A 971-nucleotide genomic window follows, 5' to 3' on the forward strand; every position below is an offset into this window, starting at 1 on the left:
GTCATATCATCATTATTGCTATCCAACGGATTTAAGTCTGGGTCAATAGCATCATTGGTAATCGTACCGCTGGTACCTGTACCATTCAGTGTAGCTTCGTCGTTAACAACAAATTCGATACGACGATTGCGGAAGCGTCCTTGTTCGGTTGAGTTATCAGCGATAGGATCGCTTTCACCCATACCTTTGGTTGTAAGCTTACTTGCATCAACACCTTTAGAGACCAGATACTCTTTTACAGCTTCAGCACGGTCACGAGACAATTCCATATTGTATGCATCAGAGGCTTGATTGTCTGTATGTCCGATAATCACTAATTCGACGTTAGGGACTTCTTGGACAACATTGGCAGCACGATCAAGAAAAGGTTTGTTCACCTCTGGAATCATCGCTTTATCAAGCTCAAAGTTGATTACCTGAATACTTAAAGCACGAGCAACATCACGAGGGTCTGGGTTTTCACCAAGATTATCAACAGCAGCATCTGCTGCAACCAAACTATCATCAATCTCACTCTGTAGATCTAATGGGCCCTCTGCTTTTATAGATAGTGCTGGTGCAGCCGCTTGTAAGTCAGAGACGAGCTTATCAAGTACATCTGCATCAGCCGAATTAACCACGATTTCATCGCCTTTGATAATCATACTAGCGTTTGGCACACTTTTGATAATTGGTAAGATAGAAGCCAATTGTGCGGCAGCTAGCATATCTGTTGAAAAATTATCATCTACATCTGCACGGCACTTATCAGCCTCATTGCCGAAGGTGCTACTCATAGCATTCATAATGGTTGTTTGTAATGTCTCATCACCCACATTCATACGGCATGCATATAAGGTATTTGCCTCGCCAGTAGCAATACGAATAGAGGCTGGCTCCACACTAGTGGCGACCGCAGCTACCGCTTGACCATCATCTTCGACTGACTGTTCAGTAACGACTGGAGTAGCTACAGGTTCTGGATTGTCTTG

1 protein-coding gene is annotated in these 971 nt (G+C 43.8%); it reads right to left on the bottom strand.

The window, feature by feature from the left end; translation table 11 throughout:
- On the bottom strand, positions 1 to 971 hold a 971-nt coding region (locus ACS8FD_RS17295), incomplete at both ends, for an OmpA family protein (RefSeq protein ID WP_439276759.1).

The sequence above is a fragment of the Psychrobacter sp. 1U2 genome (assembly GCF_051847575.1).